General features: G+C 49.8%; 19 protein-coding genes and 2 pseudogenes. 6 read left to right on the forward strand and 15 right to left on the reverse strand.

What is annotated here, in order from left to right:
• Positions 1-175: 175 nt before the first annotated feature.
• The 8 genes from rna to citC all read right to left on the reverse strand — a co-directional run bounded on the left by rna (position 176) and on the right by citC (position 7,838).
• On the reverse strand, positions 176-985 hold the full coding sequence (gene rna / locus A1SC_RS00400; protein ID WP_010380708.1) for a ribonuclease I: 810 nt from the start codon (positions 983-985) through the stop codon (positions 176-178).
• Between the two features lie 113 nt (positions 986-1,098).
• Positions 1,099-2,562 carry a citrate/succinate antiporter CitT gene (gene citT, locus A1SC_RS00395; protein ID WP_000050312.1) on the reverse strand — a complete coding sequence of 488 codons (1,464 nt, stop codon included), beginning with the start codon at positions 2,560-2,562 and terminating at the stop codon, positions 1,099-1,101.
• Positions 2,563-2,612: 50 nt separating this feature from the next.
• Complete coding sequence (gene citG / locus A1SC_RS00390; protein ID WP_016263039.1) at positions 2,613-3,491, reverse strand: triphosphoribosyl-dephospho-CoA synthase CitG; 879 nt, start codon at positions 3,489-3,491, stop codon at positions 2,613-2,615.
• The gene (gene citX, locus A1SC_RS00385; RefSeq protein WP_001515962.1) at positions 3,466-4,017 is read right to left on the reverse strand and encodes a citrate lyase holo-[acyl-carrier protein] synthase; all 552 of its coding nucleotides are present in this window, start codon (positions 4,015-4,017) and stop codon (positions 3,466-3,468) included. Before citX ends, citG begins: the two co-directional genes overlap by 26 nt.
• A gap of 3 nt (positions 4,018-4,020) precedes the next feature.
• A complete protein-coding gene (citF, locus tag A1SC_RS00380) occupies positions 4,021-5,553 on the reverse strand; it encodes a citrate lyase subunit alpha (protein ID WP_000149038.1) in 1,533 nt (510 codons plus the stop codon).
• 10 nt (positions 5,554-5,563) lie between these two features.
• A complete protein-coding gene (citE, locus tag A1SC_RS00375) occupies positions 5,564-6,472 on the reverse strand; it encodes a citrate (pro-3S)-lyase subunit beta (RefSeq protein WP_000622357.1) in 909 nt (302 codons plus the stop codon).
• Positions 6,469-6,765, reverse strand: coding sequence for a citrate lyase acyl carrier protein (citD, locus tag A1SC_RS00370; RefSeq protein ID WP_000700699.1), 297 nt, complete (start codon positions 6,763-6,765; stop codon positions 6,469-6,471). The genes citE and citD overlap by 4 nt, the downstream gene beginning before the upstream one ends.
• 14 nt (positions 6,766-6,779) lie before the next feature.
• The gene (gene citC / locus A1SC_RS00365) at positions 6,780-7,838 is read right to left on the reverse strand and encodes a [citrate (pro-3S)-lyase] ligase (RefSeq protein WP_000467718.1); all 1,059 of its coding nucleotides are present in this window, start codon (positions 7,836-7,838) and stop codon (positions 6,780-6,782) included.
• Between the two features lie 367 nt (positions 7,839-8,205).
• Between citC and dpiB the strand changes: the two genes are divergently transcribed.
• Together dpiB and dpiA are read left to right on the forward strand one after the other, a co-directional pair.
• Positions 8,206-9,864 (forward strand): sensor histidine kinase DpiB, encoded by a 1,659-nt coding sequence (dpiB, locus tag A1SC_RS00360; RefSeq protein ID WP_000938914.1) that lies wholly within the window; start codon positions 8,206-8,208, stop codon positions 9,862-9,864.
• Entirely contained in the window at positions 9,833-10,513 is a 681-nt protein-coding gene (gene dpiA / locus A1SC_RS00355; protein WP_000126491.1) for a two-component response regulator DpiA, read from the forward strand. The genes dpiB and dpiA overlap by 32 nt, the downstream gene beginning before the upstream one ends.
• A gap of 37 nt (positions 10,514-10,550) precedes the next feature.
• Here the strand turns inward: dpiA and dcuC are convergent, their stop codons facing one another.
• Positions 10,551-11,936 carry an anaerobic C4-dicarboxylate transporter DcuC gene (gene dcuC / locus A1SC_RS00350; protein WP_000958609.1) on the reverse strand — a complete coding sequence of 462 codons (1,386 nt, stop codon included), beginning with the start codon at positions 11,934-11,936 and terminating at the stop codon, positions 10,551-10,553.
• A 573-nt stretch (positions 11,937-12,509) separates the two neighbouring features.
• Here dcuC and pagP point away from each other — a divergent pair.
• Together pagP and cspE are read left to right on the forward strand one after the other, a co-directional pair.
• Positions 12,510-12,940, forward strand: a pseudogene (gene pagP / locus A1SC_RS25360) (lipid IV(A) palmitoyltransferase PagP).
• 174 nt (positions 12,941-13,114) lie between these two features.
• Positions 13,115-13,324, forward strand: a complete 210-nt coding sequence (gene cspE, locus A1SC_RS00345) for a transcription antiterminator/RNA stability regulator CspE (RefSeq protein WP_000034825.1) — start codon at positions 13,115-13,117, stop codon at positions 13,322-13,324.
• A 52-nt stretch (positions 13,325-13,376) separates the two neighbouring features.
• Here the strand turns inward: cspE and crcB are convergent, their stop codons facing one another.
• Entirely contained in the window at positions 13,377-13,760 is a 384-nt protein-coding gene (crcB, locus tag A1SC_RS00340) for a fluoride efflux transporter CrcB (RefSeq protein WP_016263040.1), read from the reverse strand.
• 92 nt (positions 13,761-13,852) lie between these two features.
• Here crcB and A1SC_RS00335 point away from each other — a divergent pair, with 92 nt between their 5' ends.
• Together A1SC_RS00335 and tatE are read left to right on the forward strand one after the other, a co-directional pair.
• Complete coding sequence (locus tag A1SC_RS00335) at positions 13,853-14,641, forward strand: deaminated glutathione amidase (RefSeq protein WP_016248456.1); 789 nt, start codon at positions 13,853-13,855, stop codon at positions 14,639-14,641.
• 128 nt (positions 14,642-14,769) lie between these two features.
• Entirely contained in the window at positions 14,770-14,973 is a 204-nt protein-coding gene (tatE, locus tag A1SC_RS00330) for a twin-arginine translocase subunit TatE (RefSeq protein ID WP_000503933.1), read from the forward strand.
• 99 nt (positions 14,974-15,072) lie between these two features.
• Here the strand turns inward: tatE and lipA are convergent, their stop codons facing one another.
• From lipA to dacA, 5 genes and pseudogenes are all read right to left on the reverse strand, one after another.
• Positions 15,073-16,038: a lipoyl synthase gene (gene lipA, locus A1SC_RS00325; protein WP_000042625.1), complete on the reverse strand. Its 966-nt coding sequence runs from the start codon at positions 16,036-16,038 to the stop codon at positions 15,073-15,075.
• Between the two features lie 209 nt (positions 16,039-16,247).
• A pseudogene (locus A1SC_RS25995) lies at positions 16,248-16,412 on the reverse strand (LysR family transcriptional regulator); the annotation flags it as partial.
• 42 nt (positions 16,413-16,454) lie between these two features.
• Positions 16,455-17,096 (reverse strand): lipoyl(octanoyl) transferase LipB, encoded by a 642-nt coding sequence (gene lipB, locus A1SC_RS00320; RefSeq protein WP_000284037.1) that lies wholly within the window; start codon positions 17,094-17,096, stop codon positions 16,455-16,457.
• Positions 17,097-17,195: 99 nt separating this feature from the next.
• Complete coding sequence (gene ybeD / locus A1SC_RS00315; RefSeq protein ID WP_000850550.1) at positions 17,196-17,459, reverse strand: DUF493 family protein YbeD; 264 nt, start codon at positions 17,457-17,459, stop codon at positions 17,196-17,198.
• Between the two features lie 108 nt (positions 17,460-17,567).
• Positions 17,568-18,779, reverse strand: coding sequence for a D-alanyl-D-alanine carboxypeptidase DacA (gene dacA / locus A1SC_RS00310; RefSeq protein WP_010380725.1), 1,212 nt, complete (start codon positions 18,777-18,779; stop codon positions 17,568-17,570).
• Positions 18,780-18,851 lie beyond the last annotated feature (72 nt).

Genomic DNA, 18,851 nt, shown 5'->3' on the forward strand with positions numbered 1-18,851 from the left:
GAAAACCCTCACCGTCAGGCGGCGAGGGTTTAACTCATATGATGATACTGGCTGTTGCTCACACTTTGAAGTGATTTACGTCACATTCAGGGAATTCCTCAATGCAGCGCATTATTGTAGAAATCTTAATCGCCATGTTTCATGAAAAACGTACCACAGCGTTTTGCCTGTCAGATTATTGATAGCCCGCTTTATCAATCACAAAGGCTTTGCCACAGTTACCGGGATGTGGTTGTGGCAAGAATGAGTTTGCGGAAAGCGGTGCGTTGATGGCGTCAGCTTTGAGCGAAATCTGGATTTCAGTCAAATATGCCGGATTACCCTGACACGTTAACTTGACCGCTTTGACGTTCTCTTTCCCCCAGCTTTTGGCGAAGGCGGCGTCAAAGTCATTTCGACTCACGGTTTTACCATAGTTTTCAGCGAGAAATTTTCCAGCGTCGCTTTCTTTGATTTCTTGATTCAGACGCACCATCGTGCCGAAGTAAGCGTCCGGATCAAAACCAAAACAGGCGCCGTGTTTCGCATATTCGTAACGTTCCAGGCAGGAACGCCCACCCGCGCCGGGCATCACTTCACTTAGTTTAGCTGCCGTTTCCAGCGACAACCCCGTTTCCGGTGACGAACACATTCGGCTGGCGCGTGCCTCTGGCAAGTTTGGGATTGGGCGGGTGGCGCAGCCAAAGCGCATCCAGCGGCGTTCATCAACACCGCGTGCCGCAACCGACTTTGGCAACCCAGGCCACAGGCCGTGTACGGTCAAGAAATCAGCTTTGTTGGTCGTTTCGGTTTGCAGACGACATTCATCGCGTTCGTTACGATTGCGATCGTGCTGGCTTTGGCAAAATCCGGTTTGCCAGGAAAGAGCCAGCACATAGCGATCAAAATCGCCGTACTGTTTTGCCTGTAACGCCACGGCGTTAGCTGAAGAGAAGGGGAGCAGAGAAGCCGTCAGTAAAGCGGCGTTACGCCAGAATGCTTTCATAATGGGTGTGGGACTCATACATACACTGAATACTATCTATTAAATCATAAAAAAGCCCGCCGGGTGGGCTTACCTGGCGGGCGTGATGATTTATTCAGCGTTTGGCGAACGTATTAGTTCCACATTGCCAGAATTGGCCAGCCAACCAACAGCAACATGGCGATGTAAATGACCCCGAAGATGGCACCCAGACGCCAGTAATCTTTCGATTTCACATAGCCGCAGCCGTAAATAATAACTCCTGGGCCAGTTGCATATGGAGTCAGGCAGCCCATGATACCGATAGACAGAACCAGCAGGATACACAGTTGTTCCATCGGTACGCCCGGAATACCTTTACCGACGGCCAGAATCACCGGCAGCATGGTTGCGGTATGCGCAGACAGGCTGGCAAACAGGTAGTGCGCAAAGTAGAACACCAGAACCAGTACAATCACTGTCGCGTTTGGTGAGAAACCTTCCAGGTGCGTACTCATGGTGTTGGCAAACCAGTCGATAAAGCCAGAACGGGTCAGGCCATTAGCCATGACAACCAGTGTTGCCAGGTTAACCAGCGTGTTCCATGCGCTGTTATAGCGGGTAATGTCTTTCCACGGCACAACGTGCAGCGCCAGCATCAGCGAAACCGCCAGCAGGCCAACAGCAGTGGCGTTAATGACTTCACTACCAAATACCCATAAACCCAAACTAAGCAGAACAAGACCAATCAGCGTCCACTCTCTGCGAGTCAGGCGACCCATTGTTTTCAGTTCGTCACCCGCCCAGGTTGCCACTTCTTCACTATGAGTGACTTCCGGTTTGTACAGTACATAGGAAAGCCACGGCGCAATGATAAGTAAGATAACGCCAACTGGCAGGAAGCAGAGGAACCACTGCAACCAGCTAATCTGGATACCGGCAATTTTGCTGACAAACTCCAGACCCAGCACGTTCGGTGCAGCACCGGTGACAAACATGGAGGAACTCAGACTGGTACTGATGACCATCATCCACATTAAATAACCGCCAATACGACGTGCAGACGGATCGTTCGGGAATGATTTAAACAGTGGCGGCAGGTTTTTAATGACCGGGAAAACGGTCCCACCTGTACGTGCGGTGTTAGACGGTGTAAATGGTGCCAGCAGAATATCGATGATGACAATCGCATAACCCAACGTCAGTGTGCGTTTCCCCATGAATTTCACCAGGAAAAGGGCGATACGACGACCTAATCCGGAAACTTCATACCCTAATGCAAAGATAAATGCGCCAAATACCAACCAGACAGTGGTACTGGAAAAACCAGCCAGTCCCCATTTCAGCGCCTGTTTTTGGGCATTAAAAGCGGGGTTAGCTAATTCTTTGGCGTCAAAGAGCAGATAATTACTGCCAATAACGCAAATAGTTACTGCAATAAAACTGATTGCTGTTGCCGGAATTGGCTCGAGGATCATACCGACAATCATTGCCACAAACACGGCGAAGTAATGCCATGCCTGCGGCGGCATACCGTCGGGTACAGGGATAAGAAACATGACGCCCATCACCACCAGTGGGGCCAATAATTTCCATATCTTATCTTTTGCTAAAGACATACGGGTTCTCCGAAAATTAATATTTCCAAATTTATCAAGTACTTAAATTTTTAAATCTGTGCTAAAAACCAGGTAAGAATCAGCAGGTCGGCGCTGCCGCCTGGGCTGAGATTTCGTTCGATACACTCCCTGTCGAACTGCCGGAGATAATCGAGATCGGCGGGGGTTCGGATGCCCCCTTTTTGCAATAGTGTTTGCGCCTGGCGTTGTAGCCAGCGCAGCCCCCCTTCGCCACCGCGTGATGCAACGTTGGTATCGCCGTTCATCGCCATCAGCAGCAGTAAGGTATCGAGCAATGCCAGTTCAGGATCTAACCCCTGATCCAGCAGAGTGAGGTAGTGCGGCAGGGCGTGGTTGATCACCAGCGGATAACCCGCTTCGGCTTCGCCGCGCGCGCCGGTTAGGCCAAGTTGTTGATACAACCGTTGACCTGCCGTCAGTTGTTGATTATTGGTACGTAGTTCGCGATCGGTCAGACCGCGGCAGAAACTTGCCGCCGTCGCACAAACGGTTTTGGGCGTTACCGGCTGGTTGAGCTGATGCAAACGACCAATCGCCGCACACAGTAGCCCTAAAGAAAAAATGCTGCCTTTATGGGTGTTTACGCCCGCAGTGGCGCGGAACATATCGCCTTCGCAGGCCATACCAATTGGGCGTAATCCGTTGAGTACCGCTTCCGGTGTCATTTCTGCGCTACAGGCACCAAATTCAATGAAACGCGGTAACCAGCCCTGAATTGCCAGTGCGCTACGGTGGAAATCTTCCAGCGCCATATCTTTGTGCGCACCGCAGTTAATGCGATCCACCAGGCCAGGTTTTGGTGACAGATTGACTTCAGTCAGCATGGCGCGCCAGCCCAGCAGGGCGTAGTCATCGATTAATGACGCAGCAAGCTTTGTGGTTTTAGTTGACGTTGCAGGCATCGACATCGTTCAGCAGCGCCTCCATGCGGTTGAGTAAATCGGTCAGTTGATGGGTTTTCCCACGCGCGCAAACAGCCGCGCTTTGTTCGCACAACAGGCAGCGGCGAGGCGGTAGTGAATAATTGCGGCGGGAGAGAATTTCGCCTTCGGGCGTCAGCACATCGATATCCCACAAACGCCCGAGAGGATGACTATGCTCAAGCTCAATGGTCACGAGCTTGAGGTCGCGAGCCGGGGCGGCAATGCTCAACATGCCCTCCGGCCCGCTGGCAGAAACCAGTGCAGCCTGCTCCTGAATTTGCCAGCCCTGTTTTGCGGCTAAGGCATGCAGGGCAGTTACGCCATGATTAAAAATACGGCGTGTGACCTCGCTGTCTTTAATCGGCCCAGGCGCAACCACGGTAAAGGAGACCAGTGGAACAGGATGGCGCTTGAGCCAGGCGTGTTGCCGTGCTTGCCTTTCATCCCGGCTGATGAGCAACTCGGGAATCGAAACCGCATGGTGGCTGGCGAGTTCAGGGAGCAGGTGCATGGCTTATTCCTTCACCTGATGTACAACATCAATCACCGATCCATCGCGGTAACGCACGACGGCAACGACGCGGTCGGTGAATTCAATCGGCTGTGGTTCACCGGTCAGCAGACGCGCACGTTCACGCAGCCACTCAATGGAAACCACTTTAATTCCCGCTTCCTGCAGACGTTCTGCCAGTTCCGGACGTGCCGGGTTAACAGCGATACCGTGGTCGGTGACCAGAATATCGACGCTGGAGCCAGGGGTAATGCAGGTCAGCACGTTATCCACCAGAGTTGGAATACGACCGCGAACCAGTGGCGCGACGATGATGGAAAGCGCAGAGGCAATTGCGGTATCGCAGTGACCGCCGGAAGCACCGCGCAGTACGCCGTCAGAACCAGTCAGCACGTTAACGTTGAACTGGGTGTCAATTTCCAGCGCGCTCAGTACCACTACATCGAGACGATCAACTGATGCACCTTTAGAACCCCAGTTGGCATACTGGTTGGCGCTGATTTCGATGTGATTCGGGTTACGGGCCAGTGATTGTGCGGCGTGGCTGTCAAAGCTCTGTACGTCCAACAGTTTGCGGATCAGACCTTTTTCATGCAGATCAACCATCGTGGCGGTGATGCCGCCGAGGGCGAAATCGGCGCGAATGTCACGGCTACGCATTTTGTCTTCCAGGAAACGCGTTACCGCCAGCGATGCGCCGCCGGTGCCGGTTTGCATGGAGAAACCTTCTTTGAAGTAGCCGGAGTTGACAATCACGTCCGCGGCGCTGCGGGCAATCAGCAGTTCGCGCGGGTTCGTGGTCATACGGGTCGCGCCAGCGCCGATTTTCGCGGCATCACCAACACGATCAACTTTGACGATCAGATCAACCTGATCCTGTTCAATGCTTGCCGGGTTATGCGGATAAGGCAGCAGCTCTTCGGTGAGCATCACGACCTGTTTTGCATTGTCGGCATCGACCATCGCATAGCCGAGGGAGCCGCAGCAGGCTTTGCCAGTGTAGCCGTTGGCATTACCGAACTCATCACAGGATGGGACGCCGAGGAAGGCCACATCGATGTTCAGTTCACCGCTCTGCACCAAATGCACACGACCGCCGTGGGAGTGGATTTGCACTGGTTCAGCCAGCAGACCACGGGAGATTTCTTCTGCCAGTGGGCCGCGCAGACCGGAAGTATAAATACGGGTTACCACGCCCTGACGAATATGTTCTACCAGTGGCGCGTGGCAATCACTCAGGGAACTGGATGCCAGGGTCAGGTTTTTAAAGCCCATTTTCGCGATGACGTCCATCACCATGTTGACGGTCAGGTCACCACCGCGGAAAGCGTGGTGGAAAGAGACGGTCATGCCATCTTGCAAACCAGAACGACGAATTGCTTCTTCCAGGTTGGCGCACAGTTTGCGATCGCGCGCTTTTTCTGCCTGATAAGTTTGTTTCGGTGAGTTCTGGAAAGCGGCAAGATCGCATTCAGCGTGACGATTCCAGGCCGCTACCCGTTCTTGTCGTTGAGATTGTTCAATTTTATGCGTCATTTTGATTGCCTTATTCTTCGCGGATGCCGGAAAGTTCTGCGCGGGAGAGCACCAGACGGGCGCGATCGATAACCGGACCGTCAACCATCTTGCCGTTCAGAGAAACCACACCGAGGCCTTCGCGAGCAGCGGCTTCAGCGGCTTCTACGACGCGGCGTGCGTGATCCACTTCTTTCTGGGTTGGTGCGTAGAGGTTGTGCAGCAGATCAATCTGACGCGGGTTGATCAGCGATTTGCCATCAAAGCCCAGTTGCTTGATGTGGGCAGCTTCTTGCAGGAATCCGGCTTCGTTGTTGGCGTCGGAATAGACGGTGTCAAACGCCTGAATACCGGCAGAGCGCGCGGCCTGCAAAATGGAGCAGCGAGCAAACAACAGCTCAGTTCCTTCCGGGGAGCGTTCTGTACGCAGGTTGCGCACATAGTCCTCTGCGCCCAGCGCGATACCGATTAAGCGCTCGGAAGCGTGAGCGATTTCTACCGCGCGGGTAATGCCCAGCGGAGATTCAATCGCTGCCAGCAGACCGGTACTACCCGGTTCACGACCGCAGGCTTTTTCAATGCGCAGGATTTCTTTCTCGATATCCAGAACGTCCTGAGCGGTATCGGTTTTCGGCAGACGTACAACGTCTGCGCCGCCGCGAACGACAGCTTCCAGGTCGTTAACGCCCCATTCAGAATCCAGCGCGTTAACACGCACGATGGTTTCGATATCGCGATACAGTGGGTGTTGCAGCGCGTGGTAGACCATGCGGCGAGCGGTGTCTTTTTCGCGCAGTGCCACGGAGTCTTCGAGATCGAACATCAGGGCATCAGCCGGGTAGATGAAAGAGTTGCTGACCATCGCGGCATTAGCGCCAGGTACGAACAACATGCTGCGGCGGGTGCGGGTTTTACGTTGTTGCAACGAAGCGGAAATCATTGGCAATCCTCCCATGGCAGAGCCGGGATACCGCTGGCGCGCGCCAGCAGAGCTTCCAGTCGTGCACGTAAAATGCAGTCCAGTGCGCCTTTGTCATCGACATTTAGCTGTACGCCGCGCACGTTATAGCGGGCAAGAACGTCCAGAATGGTGCTACGAATTGCATCGCCAAACTGTTTCTCAACGCTGCTGTTGATTTGCAGGTCGATATCCTGCGTATCGAGTGGGGCGATGCGTATCATCACATCCCCAGACTCTAGGGTGCCTGCAACGGCGGGCTGGTTTATTTTCATTTTTCACCTGTTTTTTATGCGGGGGTCTTTTGACGAACTGCCGCGTCGTGGCGGGAGTGTTCAAGCAGATTCTGCAAGTAATGCAGCGTGGCTGCCGGGACCAGCGGCGCGATAGCCGTGAGATCGTTTTTCACCAGTAGTTGGCGCACCCGTGAAGCGGATATCGGCATCTCCTGGTAACGCAGTCGCTCAATTTCAACCAGTTCGATGGGCGGTGCTGAGATAGTCGGTGTTTCCAGCCAGTAGCGCATATCCTGGTTGTACTGGGCGGTCACGCGACAATACGGTTCAGTACCGACAAAGCGGTGGGTTACGCCAAGCGCAGGAGCGAGGTACTGACGGAAAATCTTCAGATCAATTTCGGTGTAACAATGGTTAATGACGCTCTGTTCTTTAATGAAGTAGCAAGGGAACGTGGCGCGGGAAATGATGTACTCGGAACCGCGATGCACTGTCAGGCGCGGAATATCAGCGGTGCCTTTCAACACCAAATCCAGCCGGTCTTCATAGGGAAAGCGCGAAGAATCTTCTTTGACTAAAAATAGATGCAGCCAGTCGCACTGTGCTGCGGCTTGTTGAATCAGATAACGGTGGCCGTTGGTAAAGGGATTGGCGTTCATCACTATGCAGCCAATCTTCTTCCCTTCATGACGAAATTTTTTCAGCGATTCAGCATAGCGTTTCAGCCGCGTGGCACTGTTTTCCATCAGTACCATCACGCCTGGTACGCTGGTCAGCGTGGAGAAACCGCACTGGCGGAACAGCGCTTCGTATTCGGTTTTGGTATAAATAAACAGATGTGTGCAGTGCCGTTCATAGGCGAGGTTTATTAGTTCGGTGGCTAATGTCAGCGCCAGTCCTTCACCGCGAACAGATTCACTGATAGCCACGCACTTAATAATATTTCCGGCAATTCCACCGCAAGCGATAAGTTTTTCATTGCGGGTTACGGTAATAAATACTTCGACTGTTGTGTCAACGCTCAAATCATTTTCATGTAGAAATTGCGCGATTTCCGCCATTTTTTTATTTTCTGAACGTTTTACCCGGGTGAAAATATCATTGCCGAACATAATAAGTCGTATCCTGAAGGTATGTGTTGTTATCAATTTGCAATAAATGTTGCAAGTTGGTAATCATTTATTTTCAGTTGGGAGAAAGGGCTGCGAGTGAGGTATATCTGTTTCTCCTTTTGCTATACATCCTAAGGAGTATTGCAGTGAGAAATTTTGATTTATTTCACATAGAGTTAGTGGTTTTTTATTTATTTAATGGTTTTAAGTTTTTTAATTAATGTAATTGCGAATTGGCGCGTGGTTTTAAGTTGTTTAATTGATTTAATGAATGAATTTTGCCACGATTATATTTTATTTTTATCTGTCAAGATTCAACATTTTAATTACATTCACCAAAAACAGGGTTTACCCCGCAAGGAAAACAATGTTGCAGTTTAATGAGAATAAACAGTTTGCTTTTTTCCAACGACTGGCATTTCCGCTGCGTATCTTCCTGCTGATTCTGGTGTTCTCAATATTTGTCATCGCAGCACTGGCGCAATATTTTACGGCCAGTTTCGAGGACTATTTAACGCTCCATGTGCGTGACATGGCAATGAATCAGGCAAAAATTATTGCCTCCAATGACAGCATCATCACGGCGGTTAAAACGCGTGACTACAAACGACTGGCGACCATTGCCAACAAATTACAAAGAGATACTGATTTCGATTATGTGGTGATTGGCGACCGCGACTCGATCCGCCTTTACCATCCTAATCCGGAGAAAATTGGTCATCCTATGCAATTCACCAAACCCGGCGCACTGGAGAAAGGAGAGAGTTACTTCATTACGGGTAAAGGGTCGATAGGTATGGCGATGCGCGCCAAAACACCGATCTTTGATGATGATGACAACGTCATCGGCGTGGTGTCGGTGGGTTATCTGGTCAGTAAAATCGATAGCTGGCGCGCCGAATTTTTATTACCGATGGCAGGCGTGTTTGTCGTGCTGTTGGGCATTCTGATGCTGTTGTCGTGGTTCTTAGCCGCGCATATTCGCCGCCAGATGATGGGGATGGAACCGAAGCAAATTGCGCGCGTGGTTCGTCAGCAAGAGGCGCTATTTAGTTCTGTTTATGAAGGACTGATTGCGGTGGATCCACACGGTTACATTACCGCCATCAACCGTAATGCAAGAAAGATGCTGGGGCTGAGTTCCCCCGGACGGCAGTGGCTGGGCAGACCCATTGCTGAAGTGGTCAGGCCCGCCGATTTCTTCATCGAGCAGATTGATGAAAAACGCCAGGATGTGGTGACAAATTTTAACGGCCTGAGCGTCATTGCTAATCGGGAAGCTATTCGTTCTGGTGATGATTTGCTGGGGGCAATAATCAGCTTTCGTAGTAAAGACGAAATATCCACCCTTAATGCGCAACTGACGCAAATTAAACAATACGTCGAAAGCCTGCGCACATTGCGTCATGAACATCTAAATTGGATGTCTACGCTCAATGGTCTGTTGCAAATGAAAGAGTATGATCGCGTGCTGGCGATGGTTCAGGGAGAGTCTCAGGCCCAGCAACAGCTTATTGACAGCCTGCGCGAGGCATTTGTCGATCGCCAGGTGGCGGGGTTGCTGTTTGGTAAAGTGCAGCGCGCTCGTGAACTGGGGCTAAAAATGACAATCGTCCCCGGCAGCCAGCTTTCCCAACTGCCGCCAGGGCTGGACAGCACTGAGTTTGCGGCGATTGTGGGCAACTTACTCGACAATGCCTTCGAAGCCAGTCTGCGCAACGATAAAGGGAATAAGATCGTCGAATTATATCTGAGCGACGAAGGCGATGATGTGGTGATTGAAGTGGCCGATCAGGGTTGCGGCGTCCCAGAGTCTCTGCGTGACAAAATATTTGAGCAGGGCGTCAGTACGCGTGCTGATGAACCCGGTGAGCATGGCATTGGGTTGTATCTTATTGCCAGCTATGTAACGCGCTGCGGGGGAGTTATCACTCTCGAAGATAATGATCCCTGCGGTACTTTATTTTCAATCTATATTCCGAAAGTGAAACCTAATGACAGCTCCATTAACTCTATTGATCGTTGAGGACGAGACGCCGCTGGCAGAGATGCATGCGGAATATATTCGTCACATCCCTGGATTCAGTCAGATATTGCTGGCGGGAAACCTGGCGCAGGCCCGAATGATGATCGAGCGTTTTAAGCCGGGGCTTATCTTGCTGGATAACTATCTCCCTGACGGTAGAGGTATTAATTTGCTGCATGAGCTGGTGCAGGCGCATTATCCCGGCGATGTGGTGTTTACTACTGCTGCCAGCGATATGGAAACGGTGTCTGAAGCAGTACGCTGCGGTGTGTTTGATTATCTGATCAAGCCAATTGCTTATGAGCGTCTGGGGCAGACATTGACCCGCTTTCGCCAGCGTAAACATATGCTGGAAAGTATTGATAGTGCCAGTCAAAAGCAAATTGATGAGATGTTTAATGCTTATGCTCGCGGGGAACCGAAGGACGATCTTCCGACCGGTATTGATGCGTTGACACTGAATGCAGTGCGGAAACTTTTCAAAGAGCCGGATGTGCAACATACGGCGGAGACGGTAGCACAGGCATTGACCATCAGCCGCACTACCGCCAGACGTTATCTCGAATATTGTGCCAGCCGCCATCTGGTTATTGCCGAGATTGTTCACGGCAAAGTCGGCAGACCGCAGCGTATTTACCACAGTGGGTGAAGAGAGTGCCGGAGGAAGCACGCCTCCGGCCAGAGAATTACTTACCAGTAACGGCGGCGGTTGTACCGGGGACCATCAACTCCGTGGCCACGATGACAATTACCAGCCCAACAAGCACCGGCACCGAGGTGCGTTTTACCACTTCAAAAGGTGAAATTTTCGCCATTCCGGCAACCGCAACCACCACGCCAGAGACTGGCGAAAGTGTACGACCCAGGTTTGATGCTTGTAGCATCGGAATTGTCAGGTATGCCGGGTTAATTCCGGAAGAGTGCGCCAGTTTCGGGATCATCTCAACGAATGCATAGAACGGCGCATTGCCGGAACCAGTAGTCACCGCCGCCAGCATCGTCAGGATAACCAGCACCAGCATGAGGATAATGCTCGCTGAACCGAATGAGGTAGCGATTGAGATCAGGCTCTGGATAAAGCCAATGGTGCTAAGGCCCTGGGCAAAAACACCGGCGGCAACTAATAGCATTACCACGTTAGCGAAGGCATCAGCCATGCCACGATAAGCCACTTCCAGGCCAGAAAAGACTTTTTGCGTATTAAAGCTGCGAATAAATTCCAGAATGGAGGCAATTAGCATACATATCACCAGAATGGTGATGATGTGCAATTGCGGCCCCCATTTGCCGTCAAAAAACAGCACGCCAATGATTGGGGTGAACGGCAGAATGGCGTAAAACGCAGGAGCGGTGGTCGTGATTTCGCTGACATCTAACATTTCATGGGAAATGTGCTCTTTGTTGTCCAGATAGCGCTGCCAGAAAAAGTGGGCAATCGCCATGCCGATAATTGCAGCAATTGAGATTGGCAGTGTCGTTTTGAAGGCGAAGTCAATTAACGGCATTTCGGAAGCCTGCGCCGCCAGTACCACATCACCTGAAGTCGGCGCGAGAATAATCGCCGCAGGTGAGGCACAAATGGCAGCCGCCGCGCCGCGACTGATACCAACGTTCACCATGACCGGGAACAGCGTTGCCATCAGTAAAACGCCCAGGCCGGTTGCGGAGGAAACTGCCAGTGACATCAGACAGGCAACAAAATAGGCGGCAATCATCAGCAGGTAAGGGGAGTTAATGTACTGCAATGGTTTTGACGCCAGTTTGACGACCATATCGTTTGCGCCGATATGGGTCATGTAAGCGGCAAAGCCACACAGCATCATGATCATCATGCCGAGGTCGCCACCGCGACTCATCAGTAATATTTTAATGTATTCAACGATATCCGTGGCGCTATAGCCCGTTGAAGTCTGGCTGGATGGTAAAACTTTGTGCCCCATAATGGCACTGATTATCAGTAATAACAGACCGCCTGCAAATAACACCCCGGTGGCGGAATACCCTTTAATGATGTAGCGAGCTACACCCACAATAACTACAACTCCAATAAGGAGCTCAATAACTGTCAGCATAATTTTTCCTGTTTCCAGACTCCAAGATAAATAATAACAAATTCCTAAAACTAGTGAAAAATATGCCGAACAAATGGGTGGTGAATGCTGATTAAAATCAAGAAAAGCGACCATTAATACATTGATGTTGTTGTTTTTTATACATGAATAACAAAATGAATTTTTATAGTTGGTAATTACCAGTGTGATAATGTGTATTAATTGATAAGTTAATGATGTGATTTTGTTAAATTGCGCGATAGTGGTTTCTTTACTTGTTTAAAAAATATGCGCTCATGTGTGCGCGCTGGTAGTGTTAGTGATATTTATTTGTTAGCTTGTCATTGCATCTGATTAAAAAGCAAGAGATTTTTTCTTTTGTTTATTGCTGTCTATGTCGGGGAAGATTTTTTTTGCTTAAGTTGTCATTTGGAAGGAAATATTGCTTAAGTCTCCAGAATAATTTGGTGATATTTATTTGTGTAAGCCTATAAAATATTAATAGTATTCTTTATGTAGGTGTTAATACGGTTATGTTCATTTTAGTCCAGCTATGCTGGAAGTGAATTTTTGATAAATATTTTATAGTCACTAATGGATATAAGTGAATGTATTACCGTAATTCCCTTTGTTTTTATTAAGTTAATCAGCGTGATGAGATTTCTGTCTGTACAGAACAATGGATTACGGCATTTAGAGAGAATGTCGCAGCAACCTGACGGCAGCCAGAACATATGATTTGTATATTCCTGCCATCACCAGGCATGCACGTTTCGCTTACGATAAAGAAAAAGCTGATCGCTATAACTAAAAACGTGGGGCGGCGGTTTCGGTTAGTCGCGTTGGGATGAGAAAGGCAACTGGCACGGTTTGTACGTGATGACATTTGAGGATTCGTGGAATAAATGGGAGCCTGTTGCTGGATAGGGCCGTGAAAGCCGCTGGCTATCTTTCAGATGACTTACATCCCTGGTATCTACAACAATGGCAATGTTTACTTTGCCTGGATGCGGTTTCAGTTTTAGACAAGTTGCGGTTTTATAAAAGCCTTAAAAAACATAATGTAAGGCAAGGAGCATCAAAAATAACGCGACTTTTATCACTTTTTAGCAAAGTTGCACTGGACAAAGCGTACCACAATTGGTGTACTGGTAACCGACACAGCATTTGTGTCTATTTTTCATGTAAAGGTAATTTTGATGTCTAAGATTAAAGGTAACGTTAAGTGGTTTAATGAGTCCAAAGGATTCGGTTTCATTACTCCGGAAGACGGCAGCAAAGACGTGTTTGTACACTTCTCTGCAATCCAGACTAATGGTTTTAAAACTCTTGCTGAAGGTCAGCGCGTAGAGTTCGAAATCACTAACGGTGCCAAAGGCCCTTCTGCTGCAAACGTAATCGCTCTGTAAGATACGTCAGCAAGAATTCAAAACCCGCTTAATCAGCGGTTTTTTTTTGCCTTTAATGTGCTGTTGACGCCAAAAAAAGCCAGAAAGCCAGCGCGGTCATGGCAAATGAACCTAACAGGTTAACGAAGACGTTCAGTAACGCCCAGCCAAAGCGTCCTTCTTGCAACAAAAACACCACTTCTGCTGAAAATGTAGAGAAAGTCGTCAGCCCGCCACAAAACCCGGTAGTGATTAGCACTTTCCACACGGGATCAATGTTCGTCATCCGGCTAAACCAGGCAAATCCCATTCCAATGATGAATGCCCCAATCAGGTTTGCTGCCAGCGTCCCCAACGGAATAGCCTGATGCAGCGGGTTAAACCGCATACTTAACAGCCATCTCGCCACGCTTCCCGTACCACCGCCAATAAAAACTGCTAAAAGGAGTTGTAACACTGCAAAATCCTGCTATTTGATTTGTATGAGTGATAAGTGTAACGCCGAATAATCGTCGTTGGCGAATTTTACGACTCTGACAGGAGGTAGTAATGCTGGTTGCCGCAGGACAGTTTGCTGTTACATCTGTATGGGAAAAGAACGCTGAAATTTGCGCCTCGTTGATGGCGCAGGCGGCGGAAAGCGATGTCTCTTTGTTTGTCCTGCCGGAAGCCCTGCTGGCACGAGACGATCATGATCCCGATCTGTCTGTTAAATCAGCACAGTTGCTGGAAGGTGAATTTCTCGGACGTTTACTGCGAGAAAGTAAACGTAACATGATGACGACGATTCTGACGATTCATGTTCCTTCAACGCCGGGGCGCGCGTGGAATATGCTGGTGGCCCTCCAGGCGGGAAAAATCATCGCACGTTATGCCAAACTGCATCTTTATGATGCGTTCTCCATTCAGGAATCGCGTCACGTGGATGCCGGGGATATGGTTGCTCCACTGCTGGACATGGAGGGGATGAAAGTCGGTCTGATGACTTGCTATGATTTGCGTTTCCCGGAGCTGGCGTTGGCACAGGCTTTACAGGGAGCAGAAATCCTTGTACTTCCCGCTGCCTGGGTTCGCGGACCGCTGAAAGAGCATCACTGGTCAACCTTACTCACCGCTCGTGCTCTGGATACCACCTGTTATATGGTGGCGGCGGGGGAGTGTGGTAACAAAAACATCGGGCAAAGCCGTATCATTGATCCTTTTGGTGTCACTATTGCCGCAGCGGCTGAAATGCCTGCACTCATTATGGCGGAAGTGACGCCCGAACGTGTGCGTCAGGTGCGCGCGCAACTCCCCGTCTTAAACAACCGACGGTTTGCGCCGCCGCAATTATTATGATGTTTTTTTACTCGGTGCTTGATTCACCTTGTTACAGATTGCTATTGTGTGCGCGCGTCGAATGACCGTTAATATTCTCTGGTTTTTAAGGCGCGTTCTGCTGCCTGTTTTATGTCAAGAAGGTATCTATGGGTGAGATTAGTATTACCAAACTGCTGGTAGTTGCGGCACTGGTCGTTCTGCTGTTTGGGACTAAGAAGTTACGTACGCTGGGCGGAGACCTTGGAGCGGCCATTAAGGGATTCAAGAAAGCGATGAATGACGACGATGCTGCGGCGAAGAAAAGCGCAGATGTTGATCTTCAGGCTGAAAAGCTCTCTCATAAAGAGTGACGTGGCGAGCAGGACGCTCCCTCAATATCTTGTTCGATAAAAAAACCCGCTTCAGATAGCGGGTTTTTTATCAGACAGATGTAAGTAATTATTACAGAATTACTTAACTTCCATCCCTTTCGCCTGCAAGTCGGCGTGGTAAGAAGAGCGGACAAACGGACCGCATGCAGCATGGGTAAAGCCCATCGCCAGCGCTTCGGCTTTCATTTCGTCGAACTCATCCGGGCTAACGTAACGTTGAACCGGCAGGTGATGGCGGCTTGGCTGCAAATATTGCCCCAGCGTTAACATGGTCACGCCATGACGACGCAGATCGCGCATTACTTCAATAATTTCTTCATTGGTTTCACCCAGACCGACCATCAGACCAGATTTGGTCGGGATTTCCGGATGCGCTTCTTTAAAGCGTTCCAGCAGTTTCAGCGACCAGTTGTAATCTGCACCCGGGCGTACCTGACGGTAAATACGTGGTACGTTTTCCAGGTTATGGTTGAACACGTCTGGCGGTGTGGCGGTCAGAATATCCAGCGCGCGATCCATACGACCACGGAAATCCGGCACCAGAGTTTCAATTTTGATTTCCGGGCTTTTTTCCCGGATGGCAGTAATGCAATCTGCAAAATGCTGAGCACCGCCATCGCGCAGGTCATCGCGGTCAACGGAAGTGATAACCACATAGCGCAGTGCCATATCGGCAATGGTCTGCGCCAGTTTCACCGGCTCATTGGCATCCGGAGCTACCGGGCGACCGTGGGCAACGTCACAGAAAGGGCAACGGCGGGTACAAATAGCGCCGAGGATCATAAACGTTGCTGTACCGTGGTTGAAGCATTCCGCCAGGTTAGGGCAGGAGGCTTCCTCGCAGACAGAATGCAGGCCATTTTTGCGCATTGCGGCTTTGATGCCCTGGATACGTGTAGAGTCCGCTGGAAGCTTGATTTTCATCCATTCCGGCTTGCGCAGCAGGGCTTCGCGCTCTGTTGCCACGTTTTTAACCGGGATAAGGGCCATCTTATCGGCATCGCGGTATTTAACACCGCGTTCCATCACAATGGGTTTACTCATAGCGTGCGTGTTCCAGTTGCGAATTACGAAGGAAAGCGTTTCAATTCAATAGATTGTTGTAATTATCAACTATTTTTGAATTAACGACTGGCAGTATATCATTGAAACGAACCTGAAAGCAGCCAAAGCGGTCGCGAAAATGTAAAATTGTTGTTGGATTGTGCCATTTTATCGTTCTACGCTGTGAACTGGCTGTAACAATACTTTTTTCAAAATGCGTTATCGGTAACATCAATCATTCACCGTGAAGTAGGGGGGTGGCGGATGAATCGTTTGTAATGAACAGCAAAATCAATTTGCTCTTCATTTAATGTTGGAAAGGGCTATCTCTCCAGAGGCCAGCAACGGCTAAAGAGGACATAAACGTGGGCGGGAAAGCAATGACCCAGTGTAAGTTGGGCCATTTATGAGAGCCATTAAACAGGGATGTATTCTACGACAGGGTTGTTTAGCAGCATTAAAATATTTGCCAGCAAACGCGGTGCTACATTATCGGTTGTCGCATCAGGTTTCCATTGCGATATTTTAGCCATTTCCATTCCCGCATAGCCACAAGGGTTAATGCGTAAAAATGGAGAAAGATCCATATTGACGTTTAATGCCAGACCGTGAAATGAACAACCGCGACGAATACGTAAGCCGAGTGAGCAAATTTTCTTTTCCCCGACATAGACCCCAGGGGCATCAGCACGAGGATGCGCTTCAATATCCAGTTCAGCCAGGGTATTAACGACCGTTTGTTCGAGTAAGGTCACCAGCTCACGCACGCCCAGTTTGCGGCGTTTAAGATTGAACAGAACGTACATCACCTGCTGACCTGGGCCGTGATAAGTCACCTGACCGCCACGGTCGCTTTGGATCACCGGAATATCGCCCGGCATTAAGATATGTTCTGCTTTCCCCGCCTGCCCCTGAGTAAATACAGGGGGATGTTCTACCAACCAGATCTCATCCAGGGTGTTTTCATCGCGGGTATCGGTGAATTCATGCATAGCCTGTGAAATAGGCTCATAGGGCTGAAGGCCGAGCTGGCGGACAAGAATTTTATCCTGATACAAAACGGCATCTCCGTGGAGAATGAGTAAAAGAGGAGAAAAAGTATATCACAGCGGGGGGAGGGGAGTTACCCGACCAGGGCCGGGTAACGGAGAAACGAATTACAGTACCATGCGGACAATATCGATTTTGCCCAGCTCTTCATACAGAGTTTCAACCTGCTCGATATGAGTGGCGTTGATAGTGATAGATACCGAGTGGTAGTTGCCTTTGCTGCTTGGTTTTACCGTTGGGGTGTAGTCACCTGGCGCATGGCGCTGTACCACTTCAACCACCTGATCAACCAGCTCAGGTAACGCCTGCCCCATTACTTTGTAGGTAAACGGAGTAGGGAATTCAAGCAGTTCGTTAAGTTTGGTTTTCATGTCAGCTCCGGCGTAACGTAATTAAATAGCAACTCCCGCCAGAAGGCGGGAGTTTTTACTGATGTTTAGTATATGGGGGCGGAAATTACACTTTCAAGTGTTCAATTTTTAGCCAAACCAGTGATGGAACATTAATTTAATGTAATCAATGATTTTACCGAAGAAGTTACCTTCCGGAATTTCCTGTAACACTACCAGCGGACGCTGTTCAATGGTTTTGCCGTCAAGCTGGAAGTTAATTGTGCCGACCACCTGATTCTTCTGCAGCGGCGCATGCAGTTCGCTGTTGTTCAGCACGTAACTGGCTTTCAGATCTTTCATGCGGCCACGCGGAATAGTCAGGTAAACATCTTTATCGACACCTAACGAAGCGCGGTCAGTATTACCAAACCATACCGGTTCAGAGGCAAATTCTTTGCCGACTTTCAGCGGGTTAACGGTTTCGAAGAAACGGAATCCCCAGGTCAGCAGTTTTTTACTTTCGGCTTCACGGCCTTTGAAAGTGCGCCCGCCCATGACTGCGGAGATCAGACGCATCTGACCTTCTGTCGCGGAAGCGACAAGATTGTAACCTGCTTTGTCAGTGTGACCGGTTTTGATACCGTCAACATTCAGGCTGTTATCCCACAGCAGGCCGTTACGGTTGAGCTGACGAATACCGTTAAAGGTGAACTCTTTCTCTTTATAGATAGAGTATTCATTTGGCACATCACGAATCAACGCCTGTCCGATCAGCGCCATATCACGTGCGGAGCTGTACTGACCGTCAGCGTCCAGACCATGTACAGTCTGGAAGTGGGTATTTTTCAGACCCAGCGCGTTAACGTAGCTGTTCATCAGGCCAACAAAAGCATCCTGACTACCGGCGGCAAAGTCTGCCATCGCCACACAAGCATCGTTACCGGATTGCAGGTTGATACCGCGGATCAGCTGTGAAACCGGCACCTGCATACCAGGTTTGAGGAACATCAGTGAAGAACCTTTGAACACCGGGTTACCGGTAGCCCAGGCGTCGTTACCGATGGTCACTAAATCCGTTTCTTTAAATTTACCTGCTTTCATCGCCTGACCGATAACGTAGCTGGTCATCATTTTTGTCAGGCTGGCAGGGTCGCGGCGGACATCTGCATTTTGCTCAGCGAGCACTTTGCCAGAGTTATAGTCGATCAGGATGTAGGACTCCGCGTCGATCTGCGGTACACCCGGGATCATAGTTTTGATATTCAGGTCATCGGCATGTGCAGCAGAGATAAAGGCTGTGCAAAGAGCCGTGGTGAGCGCCAGGCGCTGCATGAAACGAGCGGAAAAAATGGTATTCATGGTCTGAACTACGACATCCGTGATGGAATTAAAAAAGTGCCCTACTATAGCAAATGCACTACCGCCAGGCAT

Source organism: Escherichia sp. KTE52, assembly GCF_000408325.1.
Taxonomy (GTDB): domain Bacteria; phylum Pseudomonadota; class Gammaproteobacteria; order Enterobacterales; family Enterobacteriaceae; genus Escherichia; species Escherichia marmotae.

What these genes read in the sequence shown, in the direction of transcription:
- rna (WP_010380708.1), bottom strand. Translation starts at nt 985, where the DNA reads ATGAAAGCATTCTGGCGTAACGCCGCTTTACTGACGGCTTCTCTGCTC.
- citT (WP_000050312.1), bottom strand. Translation starts at nt 2,562, where the DNA reads ATGTCTTTAGCAAAAGATAAGATATGGAAATTATTGGCCCCACTGGTG.
- citG (WP_016263039.1), bottom strand. Translation starts at nt 3,491, where the DNA reads ATGTCGATGCCTGCAACGTCAACTAAAACCACAAAGCTTGCTGCGTCA.
- citX (WP_001515962.1), bottom strand. Translation starts at nt 4,017, where the DNA reads ATGCACCTGCTCCCTGAACTCGCCAGCCACCATGCGGTTTCGATTCCC.
- citF (WP_000149038.1), bottom strand. Translation starts at nt 5,553, where the DNA reads ATGACGCATAAAATTGAACAATCTCAACGACAAGAACGGGTAGCGGCC.
- citE (WP_000622357.1), bottom strand. Translation starts at nt 6,472, where the DNA reads ATGATTTCCGCTTCGTTGCAACAACGTAAAACCCGCACCCGCCGCAGC.
- citD (WP_000700699.1), bottom strand. Translation starts at nt 6,765, where the DNA reads ATGAAAATAAACCAGCCCGCCGTTGCAGGCACCCTAGAGTCTGGGGAT.
- citC (WP_000467718.1), bottom strand. Translation starts at nt 7,838, where the DNA reads ATGTTCGGCAATGATATTTTCACCCGGGTAAAACGTTCAGAAAATAAA.
- dpiB (WP_000938914.1), top strand. Translation starts at nt 8,206, where the DNA reads ATGTTGCAGTTTAATGAGAATAAACAGTTTGCTTTTTTCCAACGACTG.
- dpiA (WP_000126491.1), top strand. Translation starts at nt 9,833, where the DNA reads ATGACAGCTCCATTAACTCTATTGATCGTTGAGGACGAGACGCCGCTG.
- dcuC (WP_000958609.1), bottom strand. Translation starts at nt 11,936, where the DNA reads ATGCTGACAGTTATTGAGCTCCTTATTGGAGTTGTAGTTATTGTGGGT.
- cspE (WP_000034825.1), top strand. Translation starts at nt 13,115, where the DNA reads ATGTCTAAGATTAAAGGTAACGTTAAGTGGTTTAATGAGTCCAAAGGA.
- A1SC_RS00335 (WP_016248456.1), top strand. Translation starts at nt 13,853, where the DNA reads ATGCTGGTTGCCGCAGGACAGTTTGCTGTTACATCTGTATGGGAAAAG.
- tatE (WP_000503933.1), top strand. Translation starts at nt 14,770, where the DNA reads ATGGGTGAGATTAGTATTACCAAACTGCTGGTAGTTGCGGCACTGGTC.
- lipA (WP_000042625.1), bottom strand. Translation starts at nt 16,038, where the DNA reads ATGAGTAAACCCATTGTGATGGAACGCGGTGTTAAATACCGCGATGCC.
- ybeD (WP_000850550.1), bottom strand. Translation starts at nt 17,459, where the DNA reads ATGAAAACCAAACTTAACGAACTGCTTGAATTCCCTACTCCGTTTACC.
- dacA (WP_010380725.1), bottom strand. Translation starts at nt 18,779, where the DNA reads ATGAATACCATTTTTTCCGCTCGTTTCATGCAGCGCCTGGCGCTCACC.